The sequence below is a fragment of the Paenibacillus cisolokensis genome (assembly GCF_050481165.1).
Classification (GTDB): Bacteria; Bacillota; Bacilli; order Paenibacillales; family Paenibacillaceae; genus Paenibacillus_AH; species Paenibacillus_AH cisolokensis.
Window position 1 is genome coordinate 1 of sequence record NZ_JBCNFP010000079.1, and the last position, 21,464, is coordinate 21,464.

The 21,464-nt window shown below is 56.7% G+C and carries 21 protein-coding genes; 3 read left to right on the forward strand and 18 right to left on the reverse strand.

Annotated elements, in window-relative coordinates; all coding sequences use genetic code 11:
- Positions 1-1,348: oligosaccharide flippase family protein (locus tag ABEV74_RS13930; RefSeq protein WP_430146773.1), on the reverse strand; the 1,348-nt coding region annotated here is incomplete at its 3' end.
- Between the two features lie 190 nt (positions 1,349-1,538).
- Between ABEV74_RS13930 and ABEV74_RS13935 the strand changes: the two genes are divergently transcribed.
- Positions 1,539-2,519, forward strand: a complete 981-nt coding sequence (locus ABEV74_RS13935) for a DUF4397 domain-containing protein (protein ID WP_062489637.1) — start codon at positions 1,539-1,541, stop codon at positions 2,517-2,519.
- Positions 2,520-2,632: 113 nt separating this feature from the next.
- Here the strand turns inward: ABEV74_RS13935 and spoVT are convergent, their stop codons facing one another.
- A complete protein-coding gene (spoVT, locus tag ABEV74_RS13940; protein WP_430146775.1) occupies positions 2,633-3,175 on the reverse strand; it encodes a stage V sporulation protein T in 543 nt (180 codons plus the stop codon).
- A 379-nt stretch (positions 3,176-3,554) separates the two neighbouring features.
- On the opposite strand from spoVT, the gene ABEV74_RS13945 reads away from it, so the two are divergent.
- Positions 3,555-5,882 carry a bifunctional diguanylate cyclase/phosphodiesterase gene (locus ABEV74_RS13945; RefSeq protein WP_430146776.1) on the forward strand — a complete coding sequence of 776 codons (2,328 nt, stop codon included), beginning with the start codon at positions 3,555-3,557 and terminating at the stop codon, positions 5,880-5,882.
- 137 nt (positions 5,883-6,019) lie between these two features.
- Here ABEV74_RS13945 and ABEV74_RS13950 read toward each other — a convergent pair whose 3' ends face one another.
- From ABEV74_RS13950 to pth, 5 genes are all read right to left on the reverse strand, one after another.
- Entirely contained in the window at positions 6,020-7,171 is a 1,152-nt protein-coding gene (locus ABEV74_RS13950) for a peptidylprolyl isomerase (protein ID WP_082654997.1), read from the reverse strand.
- Positions 7,172-7,176: 5 nt separating this feature from the next.
- Positions 7,177-8,268 carry a peptidylprolyl isomerase gene (locus ABEV74_RS13955; protein WP_430146778.1) on the reverse strand — a complete coding sequence of 364 codons (1,092 nt, stop codon included), beginning with the start codon at positions 8,266-8,268 and terminating at the stop codon, positions 7,177-7,179.
- The gene (gene mfd, locus ABEV74_RS13960) at positions 8,255-11,782 is read right to left on the reverse strand and encodes a transcription-repair coupling factor (protein ID WP_430146780.1); all 3,528 of its coding nucleotides are present in this window, start codon (positions 11,780-11,782) and stop codon (positions 8,255-8,257) included. Before mfd ends, ABEV74_RS13955 begins: the two co-directional genes overlap by 14 nt.
- 89 nt (positions 11,783-11,871) lie before the next feature.
- Entirely contained in the window at positions 11,872-12,102 is a 231-nt protein-coding gene (gene fin, locus ABEV74_RS13965) for an anti-sigma-F factor Fin (RefSeq protein WP_213529649.1), read from the reverse strand.
- Positions 12,103-12,159: 57 nt separating this feature from the next.
- Complete coding sequence (gene pth / locus ABEV74_RS13970; protein ID WP_062489651.1) at positions 12,160-12,723, reverse strand: aminoacyl-tRNA hydrolase; 564 nt, start codon at positions 12,721-12,723, stop codon at positions 12,160-12,162.
- Between the two features lie 115 nt (positions 12,724-12,838).
- Here pth and ABEV74_RS13975 point away from each other — a divergent pair, with 115 nt between their 5' ends.
- A complete protein-coding gene (locus ABEV74_RS13975) occupies positions 12,839-13,039 on the forward strand; it encodes a hypothetical protein (protein WP_062489653.1) in 201 nt (66 codons plus the stop codon).
- An 80-nt stretch (positions 13,040-13,119) separates the two neighbouring features.
- On the opposite strand, the gene ABEV74_RS13980 is transcribed toward ABEV74_RS13975, so the two are convergent.
- From ABEV74_RS13980 to rnmV, 11 genes are all read right to left on the reverse strand, one after another.
- Complete coding sequence (locus ABEV74_RS13980; RefSeq protein WP_430146781.1) at positions 13,120-13,770, reverse strand: 50S ribosomal protein L25/general stress protein Ctc; 651 nt, start codon at positions 13,768-13,770, stop codon at positions 13,120-13,122.
- A gap of 150 nt (positions 13,771-13,920) precedes the next feature.
- Positions 13,921-15,318, reverse strand: a complete 1,398-nt coding sequence (glmU, locus tag ABEV74_RS13985; protein WP_062489657.1) for a bifunctional UDP-N-acetylglucosamine diphosphorylase/glucosamine-1-phosphate N-acetyltransferase GlmU — start codon at positions 15,316-15,318, stop codon at positions 13,921-13,923.
- A gap of 104 nt (positions 15,319-15,422) precedes the next feature.
- Positions 15,423-15,707, reverse strand: a complete 285-nt coding sequence (spoVG, locus tag ABEV74_RS13990) for a septation regulator SpoVG (protein ID WP_062489659.1) — start codon at positions 15,705-15,707, stop codon at positions 15,423-15,425.
- Between the two features lie 131 nt (positions 15,708-15,838).
- Positions 15,839-16,234: a RidA family protein gene (locus ABEV74_RS13995; protein ID WP_062489662.1), complete on the reverse strand. Its 396-nt coding sequence runs from the start codon at positions 16,232-16,234 to the stop codon at positions 15,839-15,841.
- Between the two features lie 34 nt (positions 16,235-16,268).
- A complete protein-coding gene (gene purR, locus ABEV74_RS14000; RefSeq protein WP_430146783.1) occupies positions 16,269-17,096 on the reverse strand; it encodes a pur operon repressor in 828 nt (275 codons plus the stop codon).
- Between the two features lie 98 nt (positions 17,097-17,194).
- Positions 17,195-18,049 (reverse strand): 4-(cytidine 5'-diphospho)-2-C-methyl-D-erythritol kinase, encoded by an 855-nt coding sequence (ispE, locus tag ABEV74_RS14005; RefSeq protein WP_430146785.1) that lies wholly within the window; start codon positions 18,047-18,049, stop codon positions 17,195-17,197.
- 141 nt (positions 18,050-18,190) lie between these two features.
- A complete protein-coding gene (locus ABEV74_RS14010) occupies positions 18,191-18,376 on the reverse strand; it encodes a small, acid-soluble spore protein, alpha/beta type (RefSeq protein WP_062489669.1) in 186 nt (61 codons plus the stop codon).
- A gap of 116 nt (positions 18,377-18,492) precedes the next feature.
- On the reverse strand, positions 18,493-18,768 hold the full coding sequence (gene veg / locus ABEV74_RS14015) for a biofilm formation stimulator Veg (protein ID WP_062489671.1): 276 nt from the start codon (positions 18,766-18,768) through the stop codon (positions 18,493-18,495).
- A 204-nt stretch (positions 18,769-18,972) separates the two neighbouring features.
- Entirely contained in the window at positions 18,973-19,851 is an 879-nt protein-coding gene (gene yabG / locus ABEV74_RS14020; protein WP_062489673.1) for a sporulation peptidase YabG, read from the reverse strand.
- Positions 19,852-19,974: 123 nt separating this feature from the next.
- A complete protein-coding gene (gene rsmA, locus ABEV74_RS14025) occupies positions 19,975-20,883 on the reverse strand; it encodes a 16S rRNA (adenine(1518)-N(6)/adenine(1519)-N(6))-dimethyltransferase RsmA (protein ID WP_269465257.1) in 909 nt (302 codons plus the stop codon).
- Entirely contained in the window at positions 20,880-21,443 is a 564-nt protein-coding gene (gene rnmV, locus ABEV74_RS14030) for a ribonuclease M5 (protein ID WP_062489675.1), read from the reverse strand. Before rnmV ends, rsmA begins: the two co-directional genes overlap by 4 nt.
- Positions 21,444-21,464 lie beyond the last annotated feature (21 nt).

Genomic DNA, 21,464 nt, shown 5'->3' on the forward strand with positions numbered 1-21,464 from the left:
GCGCGGCCGCCGTCAGCGCGGCGATGCCGGCCCAGGCCGCGCCGGCGATGCCGAGCCGCGGGATGAGCGCGGCGTTCAGCGCGCCCTTGAGCAGCGCGGCCAATACCATCAGCCACGCGGCGACACGGGCGGCGCCGAGGCTTTGCAACAGCGCCGCGCAGACCGCGTTCAGCGCGCCGGCCAGCGCCGTGCAGCCAACGAGCGCGAACAGGGTGGTTCCGTTGCCGTCGGCAAACAGCATCCGGTTGATCGGCCCGGCGAGCATCGCGATGCCGAGGGCGGCGGCTCCGCCGAGCCACCAGGCCGCCCGCATCGCCAGCGACGCCAAATGTCCGGCTTCGCGCCCGTCCCCCCGCGCCCGCGCCGCCGCCAGCGCGGGGGCGAGCGCCGCGCTGGCGGAACCGGCGACCATCACCACGAGCTGAACGACCGTTCCGCCGCGGCTGTATACGCCGAATTGCGACATCGCCTCAGCGGAATCGAACCCTTCGGCGGCCAGCAGCCGAGGGACGGTAAACGCGTCGACGGCCGCGGCGACCGGGACGGCGATAGCCCCGAGCGCAGCCGGAATCGCAACGGCGGCGATATTCCGCATCTCTGCCAGCAGCTCGCGGCGGCGCGCTGCGGCCGCCGTGCGGCTCGATGCCGTCAGGCCGGCGGCGTTCCCGCCTCCCGCTCGCTGGCGCAGCTGCCGGCCCGCCCAGACGGCAAGCAGCGCCAGCGCGCAAGCACCGCCGCCGAAAGTGCCGGCCATCGCGCCGGCGGCAAGCCGCTCGTCGCTCCAGCCCAGGTTCAGTCCGGCCGCGAGCAGCAGCAGCATGACGGATACCCGCACCGTCTGCTCCGCCACTTGGGAGGCGGCGGACAGCCGCAAGCGGCCGAGCCCCTGCGCCACCCCGCGTACGACGGACAGCGCCGGCACGACAAGGAGCGACAGCGAAACGATGCGGAACGCCCATGCCGCGCCGGAATCGCCGGTTAAGACGGCCAGCTTGTCCGCTCCGTTCCAGACGACGGCGCATGCCGCGGCCCCTGCCGCCCCCATCAGAAGCAGGCCGGCCCGGTAAAGCCGATTCGCTCCTTCCGCATCGCCGCGGGCCGCCCGTTCGGCGACAAGCAGCGAAACGGCTACAGGCACGCCTGCCGTCGCCACGACGAGCAGCAGCTGGTAAAACGGATAAACCGCATGATAAATGCCAAAGACGCGGTCGCCCGCCATGTTCTGGAGCGGAATTTTTTGCAACGTGCCGAGCCCTTTGGAAACCAGAGCGGCAACTCCCATGACGAGCGCCCCGTTGAGCCAGGAATCTCCTTTCGTATTCCCTGTACGGCGAGCTTCTTTCCTCATCGCGATATGCTTGCACCTGCCCATCCACTGCAACTGCTATCCATTATACCCCACTCGGGCCGCGAGCGCTTGGACGAATGGAGCGATGCGGCAGGCAGACGAATGTCATAAGGCAAGTCAGTCCCCGCGTATACATCATAGACTGCGTTATTGACCGCAAACGATTCCAAAAGGAGGGAAGCACCGGCATATGAATGCTTATGAAACGATTATGCTGGAGTCGAAAAAAGCCGGATTATACGGCATGCTTGCCGAGTATTATAAGTATTCCAATCCCGAGCTGCATGAATTTTATTACCGGAAACATTTCAAAACGCTCCGCAAGCTGGCCGAATGGATCGAACGGTACGGCGACCCGTTCGATTCCGCCGCCAATCAGACCCGCGGTCAAGAGAGTTACCCCGGCGTCTATTCGGCGGCAGGGCCCGGACCGGGCTCCCCATCTCTCGGGCCGCCCCCGTACCCCGGATTCGGCAAATACGGGGCGGGCTATATTCCGGGCTACGGCCAATACGGCGCCCCCGTATATGGCAAAGGGCCACCGTTCGGGCTTCCGCCGCAGTACGCTCCCGGCATGACTCGTGCGGAGCAGGCTCCGGCCCGGGTCAGACTGCTTCACGCTTCGCCGGATACGTCGGCAGTCGACATCTATGTCAACGGCTCGGCGGTCGCCACCTCGGTCTCGTTCAAGGATGTAACGCCTTATCTGAATGTCCAGCCGGGCACATACCAGCTGGAAATCAGGCCGGCCGACAACGGAACGGCGAGACTGTTCCAGGCGCTAACCGTGCAGGAAGGCAACGCCTATACGGTTGCCGCCGGAGGCAATGCCGGACAACTGAAGCTGTTCGTTTACGAAGACAACCTTGCACCGGTTTCCGGTAAAAGCAGCCTTCGCTTCATCCATCTTGCCCCGAATACGCCGGGAATCGATATCAGCAGCAAAAACGGGCCGCTGCTCTTCAAGACCGAAGGTTTCGGCGCAGCCACCGCCTATACGAACCTGAAGCCGGGAAAGGTCGATCTGCAGATCGTAACGTCCGGCGAGACTCGGACGATGCTGGAGATCAACGGCGTCTCGCTGCAGGAAGATTCCGTTTACACCATCCTGGCGGTCGGCTTGGGCGATGGAAATCCGCCGATCGAAGCGCTGCTCCTCAAAGACATTTAGGCGCGGCCCGTCCGCCACGCGCTAAAAAAAGCTTCCGTCGGCAAAAGCGTGCAAGTAAGCCGGGGAAGCTTTCTTTCTACTGACTGTCCTCATGGCGGATGCGGCCGGAGCGTTTACTGCTCCATTTGTTTGGCCAGAAAGCCCGCCGCCGTTTCCGCCACTTTCGTTTCCAGCTGGCCCATTTTGACGCCGGGCTCCTTGCTGAGCAGAACGACCGTGCCGATCGGATCGCCGCCAGCTACAATCGGAGCGGCTACGAAGGACGTGAACGTGTCGGAGACGTCTTTAATAATTTCATACGACCCGCCTCCCGTCTCCGTAATCGTCTTCCGGTTTTCCATGCATGTTTCCAGCAGAGTGCCGATCTGTTTGTCGATAAACTCCTTTTTGGAGGCGCCCGCTACGGCGATAATGGTATCGCGATCCGATATCATCGTAATGTGGTTGGTTCCTTCGTATATCGATTCGGCGTATTCCTTGGCAAAATCGCCAAGCTCGCCGATCGGGGAATACTTTTTGAGGATGACTTCGCCGTCCCGATCTACGAAAATTTCCAGCGGATCGCCCTCACGGATGCGCAGCGTGCGGCGAATTTCCTTGGGAATCACCACCCGGCCCAAATCATCGATCCGACGCACAATTCCAGTTGCTTTCATGTCTTGTTGCCCCACTTTCCCTGAAGAGTTTAACCATACTGGACCTTTGCTGCCTGTTTATCGCGAAGAGGAGTTCCTTGAAAGTCGGAATCTGACCATAGTATTCATCCGCTCCCAATTTCTTATGCACGCGGCCAGAACCCGGATTGCCCGAAATCCGGCTGCCGAATGAAGATTCTGTCGATATAAGTCGCGAGAATGAAGTCTAAAGTCATGATTTCAGCGAAAACAAGTGACCATATACCCGAATATAGTCGTATAATGTCGGAAATTGTCTTGGAATCGTTGGATTGTTATGGTAATATGTGCTAGGAGAAACGGGATTTTGGTACTACCGGATTGCGGAAAGCGATCCATCGGGAATGGAGCGTGAATAAAAGTGCCCCTTCGTTTGTCCGGCTTCCGTCAAAAAATGAAACGGCCGGCTTTTGCCGCCTGCCTGATCTTATGCCTCGCACTGATCGGGCTGTTCGTATACCGGACAACTTTACATCAGGCGGAACGGAATTGGGCCGGCGAAGTCCATTCGGATCTGGTCAAGCTTGACGAATGGCTGACGCGGACGATCGTAAGCGCCAAGGACGATGCCCGTCTTCTTGCCCGGAACCTCCAGACCAACCTACTTGATGGGCCGGACGGCGGCCGCTATCTGCAGCAATATCTGAAAGCGGTCCGACGGACAAACGAGCTGTTCGGCCATGTAACCGTCGCCACATCCGATGGAAAGCTTCTCCAGTCCAATATATGGCCGAACGGCGGAATATCCGAAGACCCTCGCAGCAGCGCCTCATATATTCAGGCGATGTCCGCTAACGGCGAACCGGTTGTCACGGCGCCCTACCGTTCCGCAGACGGACGTTTCGTCCTGAGCGTGGCCGCGGCGACGCCGGACCGGCTGGGCGTTGTCGAGATGAGCGTGCCGCTGGACGAGCTATATGCGGCATTCGCTCGTCATGAAACGGTAACGTCCGGCGAGCTGTATATCGTCGGAATCGACGGCAAGCCGGCTCCGCTCCGGCCCGGCGCTCCTTCCGGGCCAACCTTCGCCGGGTTCGCGGCCGGCGGCAGCAGCGGGACCGACGAAGCCGTTATCGCCCAAATGACCAATGCCGAAAGCGGTTTGACCTTAATCAATGTAATGAATCTCAAAACCGCGGCAGCAGCCGGGGATCCCGCGCCGAAAATGCCGATCGTCGTCGCGGTCCTGCTCGCGCTTGTTCTGCTGGCGGTTTTGCTGCTGGCGAAACGTTACATCAGATTGATCCGTTTCTTGATCGACGCGATGCGAAGAATGAAAAGAGACAATTGGCAAGACCGCATGAATCCGCCCGCGGATGGCGAAATTGCTAAACCGTACGACACCATCGACTGCATTACCGAATCGCTGCGTTCCCTTGTCTATTACGACACGTTGACCCTTCTGCCGAACCGGGCGCATCTGAACGAAATTTTGGACCGGGAACTGCAAACGGCGGCGTTCGAAAACAGCGAGATTGCGGTATTGTTTATCGATCTGGACAATTTCAAGCGCATCAACGATTCCAAAGGCCACTCTTTTGGCGACGAGCTGCTGCGGCAAGCCGCAAACCGAATAAGGGAATGCGTGCCGTCAAGCGGGACGGTCTGCCGGTTCGGCGGCGACGAGTTCGTCATCGTACTTCCTTATCCGAACCGGCAACATTTGCTGCCGAAAACATTAAATCGTCTGCAGCAGTCTTTCGAAAACGGGATGCCGGTTTTCGAGCATACCGTCTACATGAAGCTTAGCATAGGGGCGGCTATGTTTCCGAAGGACGGCCTGACGGCGGAAGAATTGCTGAAGCATGCCGACGCGGCGATGTACAAAGCGAAGGATCTCGGAAAAAACAACGTTCAGTTTTATCATTCCGGCATGAAAGAGCAGCTGCTGAAACGCACCCGCCTGGAAGAGCTGCTGCTAAGCGGACTGTACCGGGGAGAATTCGAGGTCGTATACCAACCGCAAATCGTCGCGCGCACGGGACAGCTGAGAGGCTTTGAAGCTCTGCTGCGCTGGAATTGCCCGGAGCTCGGTCAAGTTTCGCCGGCGGATTTTATTCCGATCGCCGAGGAGACGGGCGCCATCGTACCGATCGGCGAATTTGTTTTGCGCGAAGCTTGCCGGATGAACGGGGAATTGTATCGCCGGTTCGGCTTGCAGCCCGTCATGTCGGTGAACGTCTCTCCCGTGCAGCTCAAGCAAGTCAGCTTCGCCGACCGAATGATCCACATCATTCGCGAATCCGGCATTCCGGCGGAGCGGATGGAGCTTGAAATGACGGAAAATACCGTAATCGACACCATCGACACATCCCTCGAATGGCTGAAACGCATGCAATCGTTCGGGGTCAAGCTGGCGATGGACGATTTCGGCACCGGTTATTCTTCCTTAAGCTACTTGATCCGGCTTCCGATCCATACGCTCAAAATCGACAAATCATTCGTTCGCGACATGGGCAAGCGCCGCTCGCATTCCATTCTCGAGTCGATTATCCAGCTGGCGCAACGTTCCGGCTTCAAGGTTGTAGCCGAAGGCATCGAAAGGAGCGACCAGCTGCAGCGGCTTCGCGAATGGGGCTGCGATTATTTGCAAGGCTACTACTTCAGCAAGCCGCTTACGGCGGATCAAATGGAGGAATACGTGCGCCTCAACTGTTCCCGGCAGTCTACAGCGGGAGTGACCATGTAGCGGCGCGGCCTTCTTGTGCCGCGAGCTGTTTCCGGCAGGCCGTCGTTCGACATCGAACACGACAGTCCCGCGAAAACAAGGCTGTCCCATGCTTGCGGGGACAGCCTTTTATCGCGCGATTGCCGCGCAGACGTCTCTTACTTATTTTGCGAAGCTTCGTTCTTGTTTTGCGCAGCGCCGCTGCTTGCGCCGCCTTCCTGAGCGCCGTTGCCGTCGGCCTTATCCCCGTCCGCGCCTTGTTCCGCCTCGCCCTTATCCTGAGACTGGCTACCCGCATCGCTCTTCTGTCCGTTATCGCCCGACTTTTCTTCCTTCATCGGCTCGATTTTCTCGATCAGACCGGGCAGCTCTTTCGTCATAAATTCGTTCATCAAATTATAAGCCAGCTCGCCTTTGATTCTCGTTTTCTCTTCTTCGTTCAGCTGGTCATAATTCCGGCTTTCGCGCGCTTCGACCTTGATCACATGGTACCCGAACTCCGTCTCGACCGGCTCGCCGATGACGTTCAGTTCCTGCTCGAGCGACGCTTTCTTGAAGCCTTCGACCCAACCGCCGGCCGGTTGCTTCTCATAGAGTCCGCCCTTGTCCTTGGACCCCGGATCGTCGGAATATTCCTTGGCGATCGCGTCCCAGTCTCCGCCTTCCTCCAGCTTCTTCTTCGCTTCCTGCGCCCGCTTGAGCGCCTCTTCCTTCGAGCGCACTTCTTCCTGCGTTTGCGGATTAACGGTTTGAACGAGAATGTGGCGGACCGTAACAAGCTCGAAGTCGGATTTTCTCTTCTCGAACTCCGCCTTCATATCGTCCTCGGTCACTTTGCTGTTCATTTCTTCCACCGCGTTCATCATCAGCGTCATGAACGTCTTGACGTCCTCGCCGCTTACATCGGCCTCGTCAAGCGCCTTCTTCTGCTCCGGCGAGCTCTCCACCTGCTGCTCGAAAAACGCGTACTGCTCGTCCACCTGGGACGCCGCCTGCTTCTTCACTTCATCCGAAGCGCGCGTATTCAAAATTTTGTAGGCAATATATTGTTTGACCAGTTCCTCCCGGAACTCGGGAATGTTCACGATTTGCTCGTACCCGGGATACAGCACGGTGAAGACGCTGAGATATTTGTCGAACTCCTCGGCCGTTACTTGTCCGTCCTTGTATGTCGCGATGACTTCGCCTGCACCGGAAGCGCCGCCTTCCTTATTTTTCTGACCGCAAGCGGCCGCCGCAAGAAGGACGAGAACGGCGGACAAAACAAGCGCCATTCTGCGCCACTTCGGTTTGACCTTTGGGGACAACATAACAACTAAAAACTCCCTTCGATTGGTTGGATGCTTGTATTGTACCAGATTACCCGTCCGCTGCGCCAATTTTGCATCGATTCGGCCGTTTCGAACAGATCGATGCGTTCGATAATCTCCGGGAGCCGAGACGCCATGAAGGAGGCGAGCCGCTCGTTCGATACGCTTCTGCGCAGCGTCTGCCGGCTTGCCTCGGGCAAACGGTCGTATACCGCCCGCTTCCGTTCCTTTACCTGGATAATATGAAAGCCGTAGCCGGTATCGACCGGCTCGCCGATCGCACCGATCGGCTGCGAATTGGCAGCCTTCTTGAACGGCTCGATCCAGGTCCCCGCTTCGACGCCGATGTATAAGCCGCCGGCGTTGCGGGTCGCCTCGTCATCCGAATACCGGCGCGCCAGCTCGTCCCAATCGCCGCCTTCCATCAGTCTGCGGCGCACGCTCATGGCGATGTCCAGCGCTTGATCTTTCGTCCGCTTGTTGCGGCCCGACGCCGGGTCCCAATATCCGATCAGAATGTGGCGAAGCGTAATCCGGTTGAAGTCGTTCGGGCGCTTGGCGAAGGCGGCCCGCATTTCCCGCTCCGTCACTTGCCGGTCAAAGTCGTTCATGACCGTTGCGATCATCTCATAATACCAGAGAACGTCGTCCTTGCTCAGACCGGACGACTCCCGCTCCCGCCTGCGCTGCGAATCGCCGGCGATCGTGCGCTCGAACGCCTCCGCCAGCGCGGCCGCTTCCTCTTTCGAAGCGGCGTTCGGCTTTCCGCCGATGCGCATGTACAGCCACTTGTAGCCGATATATTCGCGCAACAGCTGCTCTTTCAACGCCGGAACGGTCAAATATTCGCCCGACTCCGGATTGGCCAATGAGAAGAAGGAAGCGTAGCGGCGGAACTCGCTCTCCGTCACGTTCCCGCCCTTATATACGGCAACGACGCGGCCGCGGCCCGCACCCGGCGGCGGCGTGGCTCTGACCGTTTTGCTGTCGTTCCGGGGAGCGTCCGCTCCCGTCCCCGCCTCGCAGCCGGCCGCAGGCAGAAGGAGGATCAGACCGAGCAAGGCGGCAGCCCGCTTGCAGCCGCTATGGCGCCACATTTTGCAGATTCTCCGCCGGTTTCAGCACATCCTTGTATTCGGCCAGGAAACGTTCGGCAAGCGCAAGCCGCTCATCCGTCGACAATCCTTTGCCCCGAAGCTGAAGGACCGGCGGTCCGTCCGGCGCTTGCATCCGTCTGAACCGGTTTTCATAACGGAAGCAGAGCAAGTCCAGTTTTTTCGTGTCGATGCGCTCGGCTTCCCGCTGCGCGAAGCGGAACGTCCAGTCGTCGCCGGACTGGCCGATATGCTCTACCCCGTATTCGGCGCCGTACACCTTCAGCTTGGCTACAGACAGCAAGTGGCTCACCGCATCCGGCAAATCGCCGAAACGGTCGACAAGTTCCTCCTGCAGATCGTCCACTTCCTCCAGCGAACGGACGGCGGCCACTTTTTTGTAAATCTCGATTTTTTGAATGCTGTCGTAAATATAGTCGGACGGCAGATAGGCGTCCAGACTGAGGTCGATTACGGTCTGAACCGGCTTCGCCTCCCGGACATCCTCCCCGTTCATCTCCGCTTTGCGCTTGGCGATCTCGTCGGCCAGCATTTGCGAATACAGATCGAAGCCGACTGAAGCGATAAAGCCGTGCTGCTCGGCGCCGAGCAAATTGCCTGCGCCGCGAATGGCCAGGTCGCGCATCGCGATTTTGAAGCCGGAGCCAAGCTCGGTAAATTCCTTGATCGACTGGAGCCGCTTCTCGGCCACTTCGCTCAGCACCTTGTCCCGCTGATAAGTGAAATAAGCGTACGCAATCCGGTTGGAGCGGCCGACACGTCCTCTCAATTGATACAGTTGGGACAAACCCATTTTATCCGCATCGTGAACGATCAGCGTATTGACGTTCGGAATGTCGACGCCCGTCTCGATAATGCTGGTGCTGACCAGCACATCGTATTCGCCGTCGAGAAAATCGAGAATCGTCTTTTCCAGCTCCTGCTCCGACATTTGGCCATGACCGACCGCCACCCTCGCATCCGGTACGAGAGCGGAAATCTGTTCGGCCATCTGATAGATGCCCTGGACGCGATTGTACAGATAGTAAACCTGTCCGCCTCTTGCCAGCTCGCGCTCGATCGCTTCGCGCATCAGCGCCGGACTGTGCTCGACGACATACGTCTGCACAGGGAAGCGGTTTTCCGGCGGCGTCTCGATGACCGACAGGTCGCGTACGCCGAGCATCGACATATGCAGCGTTCGCGGAATCGGCGTAGCCGTCAGCGTCAGCACGTCGACATTCGTCTTCAGCTTCTTCAGCTTCTCTTTGTGCGAGACGCCGAACCGCTGCTCCTCGTCGACAATGAGCAGGCCGAGATCCTTGAATACGACATCCTGGGACAGCAGCCGGTGGGTGCCGATGACGATGTCCACTGAACCGGCTTTCAGCCCTTTCAGCGTTTCGTTCTGTTCTTTCCGGGAACGGAACCGGCTGAGCACCCGAATGTCGAACGGGTACCCCGAGAACCGCTCGCGAAACGTTTCATAATGCTGCTGGGCAAGAATGGTTGTCGGCACGAGCACGGCGACCTGCTTGCCTTCGATCGCCGCCTTGAACGCGGCCCGTATGGCGACTTCGGTCTTGCCGTAGCCGACGTCGCCGCACAACAGCCGGTCCATTGGCACCGGCTTCTCCATATCTCTCTTAATCTCTTCGATCGCCCTTAGCTGGTCACGCGTCTCCTCGTAAGGGAACATCGCCTCGAACTCCTGCTGATAGGGCGTATCCTTGGCAAATGCGTACCCTTCCGTCGATTGCCGCTCCGCATACAGCCGGACGAGATCTTCGGCGATATCCTTGACAGAGGAACGGACCTTGTTCTTGACCCTCGTCCATTCGCTTCCGCCGAGCTTGTATATTTTCGGTTCCTTATCTTCCGAACCGACGTACTTCTGAATCATGTCGATCTGGTCGATCGGAACGGACAGCTTGTCGCCGCCCGCGTACATGATATGCAAATAATCTTTATGAATGCCGCCGATGACGAGCGTACCGATGCCGAGATACTTGCCGATGCCGTGGTTTTGATGGACCACATAATCGCCGACCTTCAGCTCGGTATAGCTTTTGATCCGTTCGGCATTATCGATTTTTTTATCGATGCGCCTTGCTTTGCGCTGCTTCTGCGAGAACATCTCGCCTTCGGTGATGACGACCAAATGCGACGAAGGCAGCTCGAAGCCGGACTGCAGCTGGCCTTCCAGCAGCAGCGGGGGCTCGATATCGTAATCGTGAAGCACCCGGCGCATCCGCTCGATGCGCTCGGCGCTGCCGGCCAGCATCATAATGGTCGCTCCGGACTTGCGCCACCGCTCGATTTCCGCTTTCAGCACATTCATCTGGCCGTGGAAATTTTGCATCGCCCGGCACATGAAGTTCAAAATATTTTGCGGCTGGGTGTGCGGTATTTGCCGAAGGAAGAGCGACAGGAACAATGTCGGGAACGGGCGGTGATAAAGCAATTCGTCCGCAGGCCGCGCCAGCTCGAAGCCCGGCAGCGACTTGCCGTTCTGCAGCAGATGAGTCGCCCATTCCGCCTCGTCCCGCTCCAGCTGCCGGGCCGTCTCGACAAGCCGCGTCGGCTCGTCTAGCAGCAGCAGCGTATCGCTCGGCATATAATCGAGCAATGTTTTCCGTTCCGGGTACAGCAGCGCAATATATTTATACAGTTCGGGAAAATAGACATGCTCCCGCAGCCGCTCCAGCTCCGCTCCGATTTCGATTCGCAGCCGATCCTTGGCCATCCGGTCGGACATTTTCTCCAGCTGTTTCTCCAGCAGTTCGGAGGCAAGCTGAGCGGCATTGCGGAACCTCTCTTCTTCCGCGAGCAGCTCCTGGCACGGCGGGACGGTATACGCGGTCAGCTTCTCGATGGACCGCTGATCGGCCGGATCGAACGTGCGGATCGAGTCGATTTCATCGTCGAACCATTCGACCCGATAGGCCACTTCCGAAGTGAGCGGATAAAAGTCGACGATTCCGCCGCGCACGCTCATCTCGCCTTTTTTCTCCACCCTGTCGGTCCGTTCATAACCGAGCTCCGTCATGCGCCGCAAAAACGTTTCAAGTGGAAGCGCTTCCCCGACGACAAGCTTGATCTGTGCATTCGCCATCGCTTCCGGGATCGGCTGATAACGCCTGACGCCCGAGAAAGGCACGACAACAATCCCGCGAAATCCCTGGGATAGCCGGATAAGCACGTCGATGCGCTGCGCAAGCGTCTCGGGGCTCGAGATGGCCGCTTCGGCAGCCACCAGTTCGTTGGCGGGATAAAGCAAAACCCGGTCGGGGGACAGGCATTCCTGCAGATCCTCCGCAACTTTCTGGGCAGCGAACATATTATGGGTCACAATCAGCATCGGCCGGTCAAGCTCTTCCATCAGCGCTGCGGCCAGCACTTGACGCGACGAACCCGCCAACCCGGATATCAACTGCTCGCGCATACCTTGGCGGATACCGGAGACGACCGTCTGGAAATCCTGATCTTTGGCGAACGCTTCAACTAACGCTTTCAATCGATGATGCACCTCGTTTCTATACGCAAAGAACACGCAAAGAAGCCTCAGCCATACGCCAAGGCCTATTTGTAACCGTTCGACGGAGCTTACTGCAACGGGCTCGGTATGAGCAGCAGCTCGGGATTGGCGTCAAGCGCTTCCCGGCAATAATCGCAGACGACTTTCACCGTCACGTCGCCGTTCGGGTTATACGCTATTATATCGCTGCGTTCTTCGGGGGTCAAGAAATGGAAGCCCAGCCTGAACTCGCTCACTTGATCCCCGCGAATGGAGCCGATCTCGGTTCGGCAGTGCCGGCAAATATAGTTTACAGCCATATGTATGCCTCCTGAAGAGTCAAATATACTCTTCAGTATGCCCGGCTTTCACATTTTCTAACGATTGAACTTTGCCATCGTCTCCTCGAACGGCGCGTCAAGCGCGTATTCCGCCGCATCGCACGCCCGTTCCACCATGGCCGCCAGCTTGTCACGTTCGTCCTTCGAAAAATTCGACAAGACGTAGTCGGCAATGTTGACGCCCGGATGGGACGGCCGCGAAATGCCCATGCGGATCCGGTTGAACGTCTGCGTGCCCGTATGCTGAATAATGGATTTGATGCCGTTGTGCCCGCCCGGCCCCCCTTTGTACCGCAGTCTGATTTTGCCGATTTCCGTATCGAGATCGTCGTATATGATCAAACCGTCGGCCAGATCGGCCTTAAAGTAGTCGAGAAACGAACGGATCGCCTCGCCTGACAGGTTCATATAGGTCATCGGCTTGATCAGCACGACTTTCGTGCCGCGCACATTGCCTTCTCCGATCAAAGCCTTGCACTTGCTCTGTGTCACACGAATGCCGAATCGTTCGGCCAGCGCATCCACAACCATAAACCCGACATTATGTCTCGTTCCCTGATAAGCCGCTCCGGGGTTCCCCAGCCCCGCTATCCATTTCATATGGCATGCACTCCTGAATTTTTTTGCTCGATGATGCAACGATTAGGCTTGTTCGATTGTCAACCTTATAGTTGCTGTATTCTCATCAATTTATCATAAAGAAGGGGAAAAAGCGATGTATATGAATGGACAAATGATCTATAAGGACCGTCATTTCCAGGACCACATCATACATCAGGTTCCCGTGCAGATTTATTGGGGGCGGAAGCATAGCGACATCGGCTTCATCGATCGTTACAGCCAGGATTACGTCAGCATCAACAACGTATATTACAGCCGCAAACAATTTACATTCGTTTCGCGTCCCGGTTATTAATCCGGCCGCCAATGCGAAACAAAACAATCGAACCGGCCGGGCGCCTGGCGCCCGAGCCGGTTCGTTATCTTCTGCAGACGCTATTCCTCTTTCGTCTCTTTCAAATTGGCCTGGTCGCGCTGGGCCTTGTCTTCCGTCTCGGCATCCGACGCCCGCTCCGCTTCCTCTTCCGTCACTTCTTTCTGCGGGGCCATTACCGTAGCGATAACGGTATCCCCTTCGGTTACCGATACGACGCCATCGGGCAGCCTCAGCTCGCCCACCGTCAAGCTATCGCCGATTCCAAGCGACGATATGTCCGCCGCGATCGATTCCGGAATATCGCGGGGCAGACATTGCACCTCCAGCTCGTGAAGATTGACCGACAATATGCCGCCTTCGCGTACGCCCGCGCTGTCTCCGATCAAGTCGATGCGCACCTGCGTTTTGACCTGCTCATTCATATCGATCTGATGCAGATCGATATGCAGCACGCGGCGGGTCAACGCATCCCGCTGAACGTTCGTAACCATGACCGATTGTCTTCCAGCGCCGGGCACGTCCATTTCGATGACAGCGTTGGGATGGGAGCGCAGCAAAGCCATGAGCTCCTTCTCATCGACGGCGATCGAAGCGGGCGCGGCAATCCGCTTGCCGTATACGACGGCCGGCACCTTTCCGTTATTCCGCAGCTGGCGGAGCGCGCCTCTCGTGTCTGCCGTGCGCTGTTCGGCTTGGATGGATATCGGCATACGGAAACCTCCTTCGTATTTGGATAGCATTTACGCTACCATTCACGCATTTCCTACTACACTATACCCAACAAGCCGGGCCTTTAAACGGTTTGACGGGGCCGAAAAGACCGGACTTGCGGAAAGCCCGGTCTTCAAAGGAAGCAAGCGTCAGCTTCGACCATTTTCTTTTTTCGCCTTTGCGCGCGCGCGAATCTTCTCCGCATAACCCGGTTTATTGGTTTGTCGTTCCCGCGCAATCGCCAGATCGTTCTCCGGCACATCGTGCGTAATGGTCGAGCCGGCGACAACATATGCGCCGTTCCCGATTTTCACCGGCGCAATCAGATTGACATTGCTGCCGATAAACGCGTTGTCTCCGATTTCGGTCAGCGATTTGTTGTAGCCGTCGTAATTGACGGTAATCGCGCCGCAGCCGATATTGACGTCACGGCCGACAACCGCGTCGCCGACATAGCTCAGATGGGATATTTTGCTGCCGTTGCCGATCGTCGCTTTTTTCAATTCTACGAAATCGCCGATTTTGCATTGCTCCCCGACGACCGACCCCGGCCGAATGTACGCATAAGGGCCGACCGCGCTGCCGCTTCCGATTTCCGAAGCGTCGACGACGGAATGCTTGACCGTCACGCCATCGCGAATAACGGCGTCGGTGATGTCAGCCTGCGGGCCGATGACGCAATCTTCGCCGATGACGGTCGAGCCGCGCAGCACGGTGCCGGGATATATGACCGTATCGGCGCCGATCCGTACGTCCGCCTCAATATAAGTAGCCGACGGGTCGATCAGGGTGACGCCGCCGAGCAGATGCTTGCGCACGATGCGTTCCCGCATCAGCCGTTCCGCCTCGGCCAGCGCTGCCCGGTCGTTGACGCCGATCGCCTCGGCGAGATCCGAAGTGCGGTAGCCTTGCAGCTTCTCTCCCGCCGCCGCCAAAATGCCGATCACATCGGTCAAATAATATTCCCCTTGGGCATTGTCGTTCTTCACTTGCTTGAGCGCCTCGAAAAGTTTGCGATTGTCGAAGCAGTAAGTGCCCGTATTAATTTCGCGCACCGCCGCTTCTTCCGCCGAGCAGTCCTTCTGCTCCACAATACGCTTTACCGTGCCGTCCTCGCCGCGAATGACCCTGCCGTAGCCGGTCGGGTCGTCGAACGCCGCCGTCAGTACGGTTGCCGCGGCTCCGCTTTCCTGATGCAGCTTCAGCATCGCGACGAGCGTATCGGAGGTGACGAGCGGGGTATCCCCGCATATGACGATTGTCGTCCCCGTCTCACGGCCGATCAGCGGTTCCGCCTGCAGCACCGCATGGCCGGTGCCAAGCTGCTGTTCCTGCAGCGCATATTCGGCTTCGTCTCCGAGGTATGCGCGCACCGCTTCCGCCCCGTGTCCGACGACGACGACTGTGCGTTCGCACGAAGCTTCCCGCACCGTCTGCAGCACATGGCCGACCATCGGCTTACCGCAAACCGGGTGCATCACTTTGTACAGTTTCGATTTCATTCGTTTGCCTTGTCCGGCCGCCAGTACAATCGCCATTACTTTCAATGCGATTTCCCTCCGCTTCAAAGCTTTGTTTCTTACATGACTATAGCCGATATCAAGGCAAAAGAAAAGAGAGCCGATTGGCCCCCTTATCTAGTATTACAACATTACGCCCCTTCTTCGATAACTTCTTCCTCAGTCGCGGCGCGCTCATACTCCGCAAGTACAGCTGATTGAATTTTTTCCCGGGTCGTAGATGAAATGGGGTGGGCAATGTCCCGGAACTCTCCATCCGGCGTACGTTTGCTCGGCATCGCCACGAACATGCCGTTGTTCCCGTCAATCACGCGAATATCGTGAACAACGAACTCATTATCGATCGTAATGGATGCAATAGCTTTCATACGACCATCGGAATTAACGCGGCGGAGTCTGACATCGGTAATTTGCACTTGGGTTCACCACCTTTGCCTTATCGAAGACTTGGTGTATAATTCCACATTTGCGTGCAAAATCCTTCTAATTTTTTGGTAATAAAATGCTCCATTTAAAAAAATTTTTTAGTCTAGCAACTTTTTCGATTTCATTCGACATGGATAGAGGCGATTAGTTCAATTTCGACAAGAACGTCCTTCGGCAGACGCGCGACTTCGACCGCCGATCGGGCCGGCTTATGGTCTCCAAAATAAGAAGCATAGATCTCGTTCACTTCTGAAAACGTGTTCATATCCTTTAAAAAGACCGTCGCTTTCACCACATCCCGGAACGTGGCTCCCGCCGCTTCCAATACCGCTTGCAGGTTGCGGAACACTTGATGGGTTTGTTCTGCGATGCCGCCCTCGACAAGGACGCCGTCTTCGTTCAGCGGAATTTGTCCCGACGTAAACAGCAGATTGCCCAGCTTGATCGCCTGGGAATAAGGTCCGATCGCAGCCGGAGCCTTGCTTGTGGAAATCGTTTCGGGTTGAAGCTTGTTCATTCTGATCATCCTCCATTCGGTTCTTTCGCCGTTGTCAAGATTCAAAGTAATTGCCGGGTACAATGATCATTTGCTTCGTCTTCATATCGACGGCCGTCAGCTTGGCAAGCGAGACATAATCGTTGAACAGCCGCTCTTCGGTTCCGATCTCGCCGGATTCGACGAACACGCCGACGCCCGCCACCGTGGCGTTGAACTCGTTCAGCAAATCCCTCATGCCTTGCACGGTGCCTCCCGCTTTCATGAAGTCGTCAATAATGAGGACGCGTGAGCCTTCCTTCAGCGCTCTGCGGGCAAGCGACATCGTCTGGATCCGTTTGGTCGATCCGGAAACGTAATTGATGCTGACGGCCGACCCTTCCGTTACTTTATTGTCCCGGCGCACGATGACGACAGGCAAATTGAGGCAGTTGGCCGTCGCAAAGGCGAGCGGAATCCCTTTCGTCTCCACCGTCATGACGACATCGATGTCCCGATCGGCAAACGCGGTGGCGAAAATGCGCCCGACATCCTGAAGCAGCCGCGGCTGGCCGAGCATGTCGGTCATATACAAGTAGCCTCCCGGGAGCACGCGCTCCGGCTGTTCCAGCTGACGGCACACCTCTGTCATAATGTCCAGCGAAACGGATCTCTTCATCTTCGGAATATACTTGACACCGCCTGCGGCGCCTGCCAGCGTGTGCAGCTCGCCGAGTCCCTCGTCTTCGAACACTTCCTTGATAATCGCCAAATCTTCGCTGATCGACGATTTGGCCGCCTGATACCTGTCGGCAAATGCTGTCAGCGAAATTAACGTGTGGGGGCGGCTGAGCAAATATTGCGTCATTTCGACCAAACGGGCACTTCGTTTCATTTTTTTCAACGCTATTCTCCCCCTGCCTGATCCAATAATTCCAAATCCGAATATTATAATGTCAATATAACATTTTTATACGGATTTAGGCAAGGAGAACGTGAAACTCATGTCAGCATTCTTACCACATACACTTCTTTGCAAAAGCCGCGCAACCCGTTATAAATACGGGCCAGCTTCGCTTCCTTGGAGACGAGGCCGAATACGGTCGGGCCGCTTCCTGACATGAGAACACCGTCGGCGCCAAGTCTCTTCATGCTTTCTTTCAGCTGGCGCACTTCCGGATAAAGCTTCAGCGTAACCGTCTCCAGCACATTGCTGAGCGCCTCGCAAACGCCGTTGAAAGACTGGTTCTCGATCGCGGAGATCATATCCGCTGCCGAGGGGTGATATTCCAGCTCGGATGCCCGAAGCTTGCCGTAAACATCCGCAGTCGATACATTAATCGGCGGCTTGGCAAGCACGACCCAGCACTGCGGGGGATTGGCGATCCGCTGCAGCTTTTCTCCCCGTCCCGTAGCGAGCGCGGTGCCGCCTGTCACGCAGAACGGCACGTCGGAGCCGAGCTCGGCGCCGAGGCGGCACAGCTCATCTTCGGGAATATGCAGCCCCCACAGCCGGTTCAAGCCGCGAAGAGTTGCGGCCGCATCGCTGCTGCCGCCCGCAAGGCCGGCGGCGACGGGAATTTTTTTATTCAAGTGTATGTAAACGCCTTTCCGTACGTCGTAGCGTTCTTTAATCAGCTTGGCGGCCTGGAAGGCAAGATTTTTCTCATCCAGTGGAATATAGCCCGCCTGGCTCGATATGATAATCGTGTCCCGTTGAAGCTCTTCCATTTCGAGACGGTCGGCAAGGTCGACCATCGTCATTACCATTTCAACTTCATGAAAACCGTCGTCGCGTTTATGTAAAACGTCGAGCAGCAAGTTGATTTTGGCCGGCGCTTTTTCATAAATTTTCATCCCGTTCACCCGTCCGTTTTGTTAGCTCCACTTATTATAGCAGACAGGCATTAGAAAAGCGAAGCAAAGCCGGCTGCGGTATCCCGTGCAATCGGCTTTGCTTCGACCTGTGACGGAGCGGTCGGAAATGGCGAGCGAGAGCTACGGCCGATGCTGCTTCGCGGCCGCCTGCTCGGCCAGCTGGATGGCCCGTTTCACCATATTGCCCGCATCCTTGGCGCGAATTCCGCCCCATCCTTCCCGTTGTACGGTATCATAAAACCCGAGGTCCTTCGCGAGCTCGTTCTTGAGCTGCTCCGACATCGTGCTGCGGCGTCTGCGACTCATCGCAAACCTCACTCCTTCCCGCTTTCGTAATACCGTTATTATGCGTCGTTTCCCGTTCCGCATGCAGGCAAAAAAAAAGCACGGAATGCAATCCGTGCCCAAATCGGCGCGATGCCTCAGTGCGGTAAATAGTTAATGCGGACCTGGCCTTCGTCATTGCACACGGTTACTTCCACCGATTCAGTCAAAATATCCGCGTAGCTGTATGAGACTCGCTTAAATGCATGTTGTTCCTGATCCAGCTTGACGATGAAAACAGATGGGTAGATCTCCTCTAACACACCGGTACGTTCAATGGTCTTGCGTCGACCACCGTTGGCTCGAAGACGGATTTTAGAGCCGACATGAGCTTCCAAGCTGCGTTTGATTTCAGACAGTGCATTTTTAGCCATTGTCCACAACCACCTCTTTCCTTGTCCATTATACCCAAAAAGAGGGGGTTTGTCAATTGAAACAAATAATTATATCAGCATGCATATTTGGTTGTCAACGAAATTTTTATTTATTTTTCCCTCGTTTCCCCGATTCTATGCAGCCCCATATGAGAAAACGACATGTCCTTGGGGCATGTCGTTTTCTTTCTTTTCGCTATCCGTCTAAATGACCGTCGTCAAGGCCATTTTGGGCTTCGGCAATCCGATCCGGTGCCGGCCCATCGTCTCGATGCCTCCGACGCCGTCTATCCCGCTGATCGTGCCATGGATCACTTCGGATAAATCGATCGTATCCTTGATCGAGGTGTAACTGGCTTTAATGGCAATATAAACCGGATCGAGCGCGTGAATCAAAATCCGTCCCGGTGAACTGGCGAAATTCGCCCCAGCTTGAATAAGGGCTTCGAAATGCGACTGGCATGCCCCGGCGATGACGACGAGGCCGTCCAATGTCTTTTCATACTCGCGCGCAATTTTCACGGCATTTACAAAATTAAGGGAGTTTTTGTAGCTGTTGATATTATGCAGCTCATTGGGCAGCCGGTTTTTCAATACGCCGTCATGTCCTGTAATGACGACGATGTCGGGCTTCACTTGCGGAAGCAGACGATGCAATAAATGGGGCATTTGCGATTCGTGAATATGGACCCCATAAGCCGGAACGCGCATTTGCGTGTACAGCTGCATGCTTTTTTTCATGTAATTGCCGTCTCCGTCCAAATGCAGCACTTTGCCGGGCATTTCGAAATAAGGCTGATTTTTTTGCGCCAGCCGGATGCTGATATCGGTTTGCACGTTTTGTTGTTCGCGCTGTTCGTAGATCCGGCGCAACGATTCGTTTACTTTAACGCGGACTTCTTGCGCCGCACGGGTTTGCTCGGGATTTTGGACGACCGACAGGTCGGGAATCGGCGCGTCTGCAAGCAAACGGTAATCTGTGCCTTTCAGGATCGCAAGCTCCTCGATCGGTTCGATGGATTCAACACGGAACAGCACGTCACCGCCGTACGATTTACGGACGACCAGGTCCCCTTGGTTCATGGGCCATCACCTCTTCGTCTATCCTATGGGCGGACAGAAGCAAAGGTGACTGCGGAACGCCGGCAAGGCAATCCGGCATTGGTTCGGACGGCAGCGGCACCCGGGACGATCGTCATCCACCCGTTACCGGTTGACTCCCGCCTTATAGCATACGTTGCAGACTGCGGCGAACTCCTCCAGCGTTAATGTCTCTCCTCTGCGCGACGGATCGATGCCGGCTTCCGCAATCAGCCGCACAACCTCTTCCCGCCGGTCCTTGCCCGCCCACGCGGCCAAATTGTTGGCCAGCGTTTTGCGCCGCTGGGCAAAAGCGGCCTGCACAACGCGAAAAAAGTACGCTTCGTCGGCGGTCTCCACCGGGGGCCGATCCCGCAGCGTCAGCTTGATTACGCTGGAATCGACGTTAGGCTGGGGAATAAATACGGTATGCGGCACCGTACATACAAGCTCCGGCCTGGTGTAATATTGTACGGCGACGCTCAGACTCCCGTAAGCCTTGCTGCCGGGAACAGCCGCCATCCGCTCCGCGACTTCCTTCTGAATCATCACGACGATATGATCAAGCGGCAGCCGTTCTTCCAGCAGCTTCATCAAGATCGGAGTCGTAATATAATAAGGCAAATTGGCGACCACACTGATGCCGGTCATCCCGGTAAATTGCTCCTCCATCAATTGCCGCAAGTCAAGACGAAGCACGTCGCCGTGTATAATGCTTACATTCGGCTCTGCGCCAAGCACTTCCTGCAATATAGGCAACAGCCGGCTATCGATTTCCACCGCCGCCACTTTGCCGGCGCTGTGGGCAAGCCATTGCGTCAGCGCGCCGATGCCGGGACCGATCTCCAGAGCCCCTTTGGTCTTGTCCAACTCCGCCGCGTCGACAATTTTTCGCAAAATATTTTGATCGATCAGAAAGTTTTGGCCGAGACTTTTTTTGAAGGAAAAACCGTGCTTTGCAATAATATCGCGCGTCCGTTTCGGTGTGGCGACTTCTGCGGCCTGCCGCATATCGCCCGCCCGATCGTTTGTCATTTCGTCTCCTCCCGTCCTCGCTCCAGCTCTCTCAGCGCGTCATGAAATTCATCCCGCCCGATTCGGAAGCTGACGCAGCGCTTGTAGAACTGCTTGCCATTCGCATACCCGATCCCCAATATACGGCCCATCTGAAGACGTCTGGACGCCGCATCCGGATGAACGACCAGTCCCGCCTCGACCAAATCTTCCCAGTTTACGATATCGGACGGAACCGCATCGGCCGAAGCTTCCGTACGGACGTTGGCGAGCGCGCGGCATATCGCTTCGGGGGAGGCGTTTTCGACGCCGATATCTCCTTTATACAAGGCTTCCTCCTGCGGCAGGAAAGCATGCTTGCAGCCGGGCACGCGGCGGGACACGATGCGCCGTATCCGTTCGCCGGCATGATCGGGATCGGTAAAAATAATAACGCCTCTCCGCTCCTTCGCCAGCGCAATCCGGCGCAATACGTCTTCGCCGACGGCTGAGCCGTTCGTTTCGATCGTATCAGCTTCCACAGCGCGTTTCACGGCTGCCGTATCGTCCTTTCCTTCCACCACAATTATTTCTTGAATCATGCAACTTTTCGACTCCCTTAT